A 7,281-nucleotide genomic window follows, 5' to 3' on the forward strand; every position below is an offset into this window, starting at 1 on the left:
GGGGTTTGTGATGTTCCCTTTACAACCTTATACCAGCGCAGCGATGGCCGCGTTGAAGGTTGCGCTTGGGCGCATGGCCTTGCTGATCAGCTCGGCATCGGCGTGGTAGTAACCACCGATGTCCACTGGCTTGCCCTGAACGGCGTTGAGCTCGGCGACGATGGTCGCTTCGTTCTCGGTCAGGGTCTTGGCCAGAGTCGCGAACTGCGCTTGCAGTGCAGCGTCTTCAGTCTGGGCGGCCAGGGCTTGTGCCCAGTACATTGCCAGGTAGAAGTGGCTGCCGCGGTTGTCGATGTTGCCGACTTTGCGCGATGGCGACTTGTTGTTGTCGAGGAACTGGCCGGTGGCCTGGTCCAGAGTCTTGGACAGTACCAGCGCTTTCGGGTTGTTGTAGTTCACACCCAGGTGCTCGAGAGAAGCGGCCAGGGCCAGGAATTCACCCAGCGAATCCCAGCGCAGGAAGTTCTCTTCGACCAGTTGCTGCACGTGCTTCGGAGCCGAACCGCCGGCGCCGGTTTCGAACAGGCCACCGCCGTTCATCAGCGGCACGATCGACAGCATCTTGGCGCTGGTGCCCAGTTCCATGATCGGGAACAGGTCGGTCAGGTAGTCACGCAGTACGTTGCCGGTCACCGAAATGGTGTCCTTGCCTTCGCGGGTGCGCTGCAGGGTGTATTTCATGGCATCGACCGGCGCCATGATCTGGATGTCCAGACCGGTGGTGTCGTGATCCTTCAGGTAAGCCTGAACCTTCTCGATCACCACGCCGTCGTGGGCGCGCATCGGGTCCAGCCAGAAAATGGCCGGGGTGCTGCTTGCGCGAGCGCGGTTGACGGCCAGTTTGACCCAGTCCTGGATCGGCGCGTCCTTGGTCTGGCACATGCGGAAGATGTCGCCGGCTTCAACAGCCTGTTCCATCAGCAGGGTGCCTTTGCTGTCGGTCACGCGAACCACGCCGTCGGCCTTGATCTGGAAGGTCTTGTCGTGGGAGCCGTATTCTTCAGCCTTTTTCGCCATCAGGCCAACGTTTGGCACGCTGCCCATAGTGGTCGGATCGAAAGCGCCATTGGCTTTGCAATCTTCGATCACGGCCTGGTAGATGGTGGCGTAGCAGCGATCCGGGATCACAGCCTTGGTGTCGTGCAGCTGACCGTCGGTGCCCCACATCTTGCCGGAGTCACGGATCATGGCCGGCATCGAGGCGTCGACGATAACGTCGCTCGGCACGTGCAGGTTGGTGATGCCTTTGTCGGAGTTGACCATCGCCAGCGACGGACGAACGGCGTAGACCGCCTGCACGTCAGCTTCGATCTGGGCTTGCTGCTCGGCCGGCAGGGATTTGATGCGGGCGTACAGGTCGCCGATGCCGTTGTTCAGGTTGAAGCCGATTTCGGCCAGCACGTCGGCGTGCTTGGTCAGGGCGTCCTTGTAGAACTCGGCAACGATCTGGCCGAACATGATCGGGTCGGAGACCTTCATCATGGTGGCTTTCAGGTGAACCGACAGCAGCACGCCTTGTTGCTTGGCGCTGTCGATTTCAGCGGCGATGAACGCGCGCAGGGCCTTTTTGCTCATGACGGAGCAGTCGAGGATCTCGCCCGCCTGAACGGTGGTTTTTTCTTTCAGGACGGTGGTGGTGCCGTCTTGGGCGACCAGCTCGATTTTCACGGTGTCAGCGGCGTCGATCAGGGCCGCTTTTTCGCTGCCGTAGAAATCGCCGGTGCTCATGTGAGCGACGTGGGACTTGGAGTCCTTGGCCCAGGCGCCCATTTTGTGCGGGTGCTTGCGAGCGTAGTTCTTGACCGACAGCGGCGCGCGACGGTCGGAGTTGCCTTCACGCAGGACCGGGTTCACGGCGCTGCCCTTGACCTTGTCGTAACGCGCCTTGGCATCTTTGTCGGCGTCGCTGGTCACGGTTTCCGGGTAGTCCGGCAGGTTGTAGCCCTGGGCTTGCAGTTCTTTGATCGCGGCTTGCAGTTGCGGAACCGAGGCGCTGATGTTCGGCAGCTTGATGATGTTGGCTTCAGGCGTAACGGCCAGGTCGCCCAGTTCGGCGAGGTGGTCGGCTACGGCTTTGTCGCCCAGTTGCTCGGGGAAGCTGGCCAGAATACGCGCTGCAAGAGAGATATCGCGGGTTTCCACGGCGATATCGGCCGAGGCGGTGTAAGCCTCGATGATCGGCAGCAGGGAATAGGTGGCGAGGGCTGGAGCTTCGTCGGTGAAGGTATAGATGATCTTCGAGCGGGTGGGCATATTCGGATTAACTCTCTCTTCTTTGCTAAAGCGTGCGCAGAAACTCGAGGGGCGCCGGGTAAGCGCGTTCGTTCAAAGTCATCCATGAACCGAATGTCGAGAATCTTCGCGGTGATGTTGGGTGCATCAGTAGAGCGTCAAGCAGTCGGACTGCGGTAACAACCCGACCAATCAGGCGGAAAGTCTCGTGCTAGAGAGGCCAGCCGTCGTGACCCTGTGGTCAGCGGGCGGCATTATACATAGGTAGCTGGCAATCTGCCGATGGTTCATGTGCAACGATTCTCGTCCATTGGTCTAAAGGTCGCAGGGCGGGGTGGGGCGTAGAGTCGGCGTGAATGCTTGAGATTGGCGCTTTTCCCTTTGCTTTCAGGCTTGTACGAAACGAGATGTGGCCGCGCCCGGAACAGAGGGTTTGCGTGTTGATTCAACTGGGTTACGCTCGAGCCAAGCCAGATGTTCAATCCAAACAATGGAGTTCAGCATGGGTTACAAGAAGATTCAGGTTCCAGCCGTCGGCGACAAAATCACCGTCAACGCAGACCATTCTCTCAATGTCCCCGATAACCCGATCATTCCCTTCATCGAAGGTGACGGCATTGGCGTCGACGTCAGCCCTGTGATGATCAAAGTGGTCGATGCTGCCGTAGAAAAAGCCTACGGGGGCAAGCGCAAGATTTCCTGGATGGAGGTTTATGCTGGCGAAAAAGCAACTCAGGTTTATGACCAGGACACCTGGCTGCCCCAGGAAACCCTGGACGCGGTCAAGGATTACGTGGTTTCCATCAAGGGCCCGCTGACCACTCCGGTCGGTGGCGGCATCCGCTCCCTCAACGTGGCCCTGCGTCAACAACTCGATCTCTATGTCTGCCTGCGCCCTGTGGTGTGGTTCGAAGGCGTGCCGAGTCCGGTGAAAAAGCCCGGCGACGTCGATATGGTGATCTTCCGCGAGAACTCCGAAGACATTTATGCCGGTATCGAATGGAAGGCCGGCTCCCCTGAGGCCACCAAGGTCATCAAATTCCTGAAAGAAGAAATGGGCGTCACCAAGATCCGTTTCGACCAGGATTGCGGTATCGGCATCAAGCCTGTTTCGAAAGAAGGCACCAAGCGTCTGGTGCGCAAGGCCCTGCAATACGTGGTGGACAATGACCGCAAGTCGCTGACCATCGTGCACAAGGGCAACATCATGAAATTCACCGAAGGTGCCTTCAAGGACTGGGGCTATGAGGTGGCGAAGGAAGAATTCGGCGCCGAGCTGCTCGATGGCGGCCCGTGGATGAAATTCAAGAACCCGAAAACCGGCCGCGAAGTCGTCGTCAAGGACGCCATCGCCGACGCCATGCTCCAGCAGATCCTGCTGCGTCCGGCCGAGTACGATGTGATCGCTACCCTTAACCTCAACGGTGACTACCTGTCCGATGCCCTGGCGGCGGAAGTGGGCGGTATCGGTATCGCGCCGGGTGCCAACCTGTCCGACACCGTGGCCATGTTCGAGGCGACCCACGGTACCGCGCCGAAATATGCCGGCAAGGACCAGGTCAACCCGGGCTCGGTGATCCTGTCGGCGGAGATGATGCTGCGCCACCTGGGCTGGACCGAGGCGGCCGACCTGATCATCAAGGGCACCAATGGCGCCATCAAGGCCAAGACCGTGACCTACGACTTCGAACGTCTGATGGAAGGCGCCACGCTGGTGTCTTCTTCGGGCTTCGGTGAAGCGCTGATCAAGCACATGTAAGAAAGCCAGCTGCAACGAAACCGCCCGGCTCGAGTGATCGAGCCGGGCGGTTTGTTTTCCGGCAGGTGTCCGGGTCGCTTCAGCTGGTCACTGACTGGTGCCGAGCAGCGGCCGAGGCGGCATCTTTTGCGGCTTCGACATTCTGAATTTTTGTGGCGTGCAGGCCTTTGGGCCCTTGCACGATCTCGAATTTGACGATTTGCCCGGCTTTGAGGGTTTTGTATCCGTCCATTTCAATGGCGGAATAGTGGGCAAAGAAATCGATCTCCTTGCCGTCTTCGTCCTTCCCTTCGCGGGCGTCGGTGTTGATGAAACCGAACCCCTTGGCATTGTTGAACCATTTCACCTTGCCGACAGCCATGCTCAAATCCCTCTGCAACAGTCTCCATCGCTGGAGTATCATCCAATTCATCCGCAGTCGAATCCGTTAAAAAGATTGACTCCGCGGATCTTTTTTCCCCACTGTGGGTTCTATTGGTTGTAACACCGTTTTCCCGATAGTCAAGGTGACCGGGCAGTCGGAGTTGAAAACGTGTCAAGCCGCCCCCACCACTGTATTTGCACAACTGACGAACCTTTCTTTCCATGCATGCAATCAGCCAGATTCGACTAACATTCAATCAGGATCGCCCGCTTCTCCAAAAGGATCTTCCACAGGAGCACGACGACGATTCGGCAGGCGTTGCTGTTCAGGAAGCAAAGCCTGCGTTACAGGCGCCGCCGATGTACAAGGTGGTTTTGTTCAATGATGACTACACACCGATGGATTTCGTCGTCGAAGTGCTCGAGGTGTTTTTTAACCTGAATCGCGAGCTGGCGACCAAGGTCATGCTGGCCGTCCATACAGAAGGGCGGGCAGTATGTGGAGTGTTTACCCGCGACATCGCCGAGACAAAGGCCATGCAGGTCAACCAGTACGCCAGGGAAAGCCAGCATCCGCTACTCTGTGAAATCGAGAAGGACGGTTAATCGCCGACCACTTGGGTATGAGGTGAAGCTATGTTAAACCGCGAGCTCGAAGTCACCCTCAATCTTGCCTTCAAGGAGGCACGTTCGAAACGTCATGAGTTCATGACCGTCGAACACCTGCTGCTGGCCCTATTGGACAATGAGGCTGCCGCCACCGTATTGCGTGCCTGCGGCGCAAACCTCGACAAACTCAAGCACGACCTGCAGGAGTTCATCGACTCCACCACGCCATTGATCCCCGTCCACGACGAGGATCGCGAAACCCAGCCAACCCTGGGCTTCCAGCGTGTACTGCAACGTGCTGTCTTTCATGTGCAGAGCTCGGGCAAACGCGAAGTAACCGGTGCCAACGTGCTGGTTGCAATCTTCAGTGAGCAAGAGAGTCAGGCGGTGTTCCTGCTGAAACAGCAGAGCGTTGCACGCATTGATGTCGTCAACTATATCGCTCACGGCATTTCCAAAGTGCCGGGGCATGGCGATCACTCTGAAGGTGAACAAGATATGCAGGACGATGAGGGCGGTGAGTCTTCTTCTTCAGGCAATCCGCTGGACGCTTATGCCAGCAATCTCAACGAACTCGCACGCCAGGGCCGGATCGATCCGCTGGTCGGGCGTGAAACGGAAGTCGAGCGTGTCGCGCAGATTCTGGCGCGTCGTCGCAAGAACAATCCGCTGCTGGTCGGCGAGGCGGGCGTGGGTAAAACCGCGATCGCCGAGGGCCTGGCCAAGCGCATTGTCGACAACCAGGTGCCGGACCTGCTGGCCAACAGCGTCGTTTACTCCCTCGATCTGGGCGCTCTGCTCGCGGGCACCAAGTATCGCGGTGATTTCGAGAAGCGCTTCAAGGCGCTGCTCAACGAACTGAAAAAACGTCCGCAGGCGATCCTGTTCATCGACGAAATCCACACCATCATCGGTGCGGGTGCTGCGTCCGGTGGCGTCATGGATGCCTCGAACCTGCTCAAGCCGCTGCTGTCGTCTGGCGACATTCGCTGCATCGGTTCGACCACGTTCCAGGAATTCCGTGGCATCTTCGAAAAAGACCGCGCCCTGGCGCGTCGCTTCCAGAAGGTCGATGTTGTCGAGCCGTCGGTGGAAGACACCATCGGTATCCTGCGCGGTCTGAAAGGGCGTTTCGAACAGCACCACAACATCGAATACAGCGATGAGTCGCTGCGCGCCGCTGCGGAACTGGCTTCGCGCTACATCAATGACCGGCACATGCCGGACAAGGCTATCGACGTGATCGACGAGGCGGGCGCCTACCAGCGTCTGCAACCGGTCGAGAAGCGCGTGAAACGCATCGAAGTCCCTGAAGTCGAGGACATCGTGGCGAAGATCGCGCGGATTCCGCCGAAGCACGTCACCAGCTCCGACAAGGAACTGCTGCGTAATCTGGAGCGTGACCTGAAGCTGACGGTGTTTGGTCAGGACGCGGCGATCGATTCGCTGTCGACTGCGATCAAATTGTCCCGTGCCGGCCTCAAGTCGCCTGACAAGCCTGTCGGTTCGTTCCTGTTCGCAGGGCCGACCGGTGTCGGTAAAACCGAAGCCGCGCGTCAATTGGCCAAGGCGTTGGGGATCGAACTGGTGCGCTTCGACATGTCCGAGTACATGGAGCGCCACACCGTATCGCGTTTGATCGGTGCACCTCCGGGGTACGTCGGTTTCGACCAGGGCGGTCTGTTGACCGAAGCGATCACCAAGCAACCGCATTGCGTATTGCTGCTCGATGAAATCGAGAAGGCGCATCCGGAAGTCTTCAACCTGCTGCTGCAGGTGATGGATCACGGCACGCTGACCGACAACAACGGGCGCAAGGCGGACTTCCGCAACGTGATCGTGATCATGACCACCAACGCCGGTGCTGAAACAGCGGCACGTGCTTCGATCGGTTTCACCCATCAGGACCACTCGTCCGATGCGATGGAAGTGATCAAGAAGAGCTTCACGCCGGAATTCCGCAACCGTCTGGATACCATCATTCAGTTTGGTCGCCTCAGTCATGAGGTTATCAAGAGCGTGGTGGACAAGTTCCTCACCGAACTTCAGGCGCAGCTGGAAGACAAGCGTGTGCTTCTGGAAGTTACCGATGCGGCGCGCAGCTGGCTGGCGGCCGGTGGTTACGATTCGGCCATGGGCGCTCGTCCGATGGCGCGTCTGATCCAGGACAAGATCAAGCGTCCGCTGGCGGAGGAGATTCTGTTTGGCGAGCTGGCCGAGCATGGCGGTGTGGTTCACATCGACATCAAGGATGGTGAGTTGACGTTTGACTTCGAGACCACTGCAGAAATGGCTTGACGGCTGGTAAGTGAAAAGGC

General features: G+C 58.5%; 5 protein-coding genes. 3 read left to right on the plus strand and 2 right to left on the minus strand.

Annotation, left to right across the window (positions count from 1 at the left end; all coding sequences use genetic code 11):
- Nucleotides 1-27: 27 nt before the first annotated feature.
- Nucleotides 28-2,253, minus strand: a complete 2,226-nt coding sequence (locus ACM6JM_RS25725) for an NADP-dependent isocitrate dehydrogenase (protein ID WP_039767409.1) — start codon at nucleotides 2,251-2,253, stop codon at nucleotides 28-30.
- Between the two features lie 481 nt (nucleotides 2,254-2,734).
- Between ACM6JM_RS25725 and icd the strand changes: the two genes are divergently transcribed.
- Nucleotides 2,735-3,991: an NADP-dependent isocitrate dehydrogenase gene (icd, locus tag ACM6JM_RS25730; RefSeq protein ID WP_007951441.1), complete on the plus strand. Its 1,257-nt coding sequence runs from the start codon at nucleotides 2,735-2,737 to the stop codon at nucleotides 3,989-3,991.
- A 79-nt stretch (nucleotides 3,992-4,070) separates the two neighbouring features.
- Here icd and ACM6JM_RS25735 read toward each other — a convergent pair whose 3' ends face one another.
- Complete coding sequence (locus tag ACM6JM_RS25735; protein WP_039767406.1) at nucleotides 4,071-4,352, minus strand: cold shock domain-containing protein; 282 nt, start codon at nucleotides 4,350-4,352, stop codon at nucleotides 4,071-4,073.
- A 224-nt stretch (nucleotides 4,353-4,576) separates the two neighbouring features.
- On the opposite strand from ACM6JM_RS25735, the gene clpS reads away from it, so the two are divergent.
- Both clpS and clpA read left to right on the plus strand, forming a co-directional pair.
- Nucleotides 4,577-4,960: an ATP-dependent Clp protease adapter ClpS gene (gene clpS / locus ACM6JM_RS25740; RefSeq protein WP_011334948.1), complete on the plus strand. Its 384-nt coding sequence runs from the start codon at nucleotides 4,577-4,579 to the stop codon at nucleotides 4,958-4,960.
- A 30-nt stretch (nucleotides 4,961-4,990) separates the two neighbouring features.
- Nucleotides 4,991-7,261, plus strand: coding sequence for an ATP-dependent Clp protease ATP-binding subunit ClpA (clpA, locus tag ACM6JM_RS25745; RefSeq protein WP_007951436.1), 2,271 nt, complete (start codon nucleotides 4,991-4,993; stop codon nucleotides 7,259-7,261).
- Nucleotides 7,262-7,281 lie beyond the last annotated feature (20 nt).

It is taken from the genome of Pseudomonas sp. IT-P2 (assembly GCF_949767575.1).
Classification (GTDB): domain Bacteria; phylum Pseudomonadota; class Gammaproteobacteria; order Pseudomonadales; family Pseudomonadaceae; genus Aquipseudomonas; species Aquipseudomonas pharyngis.

Coding starts and splice junctions, on each gene's coding strand:
- clpA (WP_007951436.1), top strand. CDS start 4,991: ATGTTAAACCGCGAGCTCGAAGTCACCCTCAATCTTGCCTTCAAGGAG.
- clpS (WP_011334948.1), top strand. CDS start 4,577: ATGCATGCAATCAGCCAGATTCGACTAACATTCAATCAGGATCGCCCG.
- icd (WP_007951441.1), top strand. CDS start 2,735: ATGGGTTACAAGAAGATTCAGGTTCCAGCCGTCGGCGACAAAATCACC.
- ACM6JM_RS25725 (WP_039767409.1), bottom strand. CDS start 2,253: ATGCCCACCCGCTCGAAGATCATCTATACCTTCACCGACGAAGCTCCA.
- ACM6JM_RS25735 (WP_039767406.1), bottom strand. CDS start 4,352: ATGGCTGTCGGCAAGGTGAAATGGTTCAACAATGCCAAGGGGTTCGGT.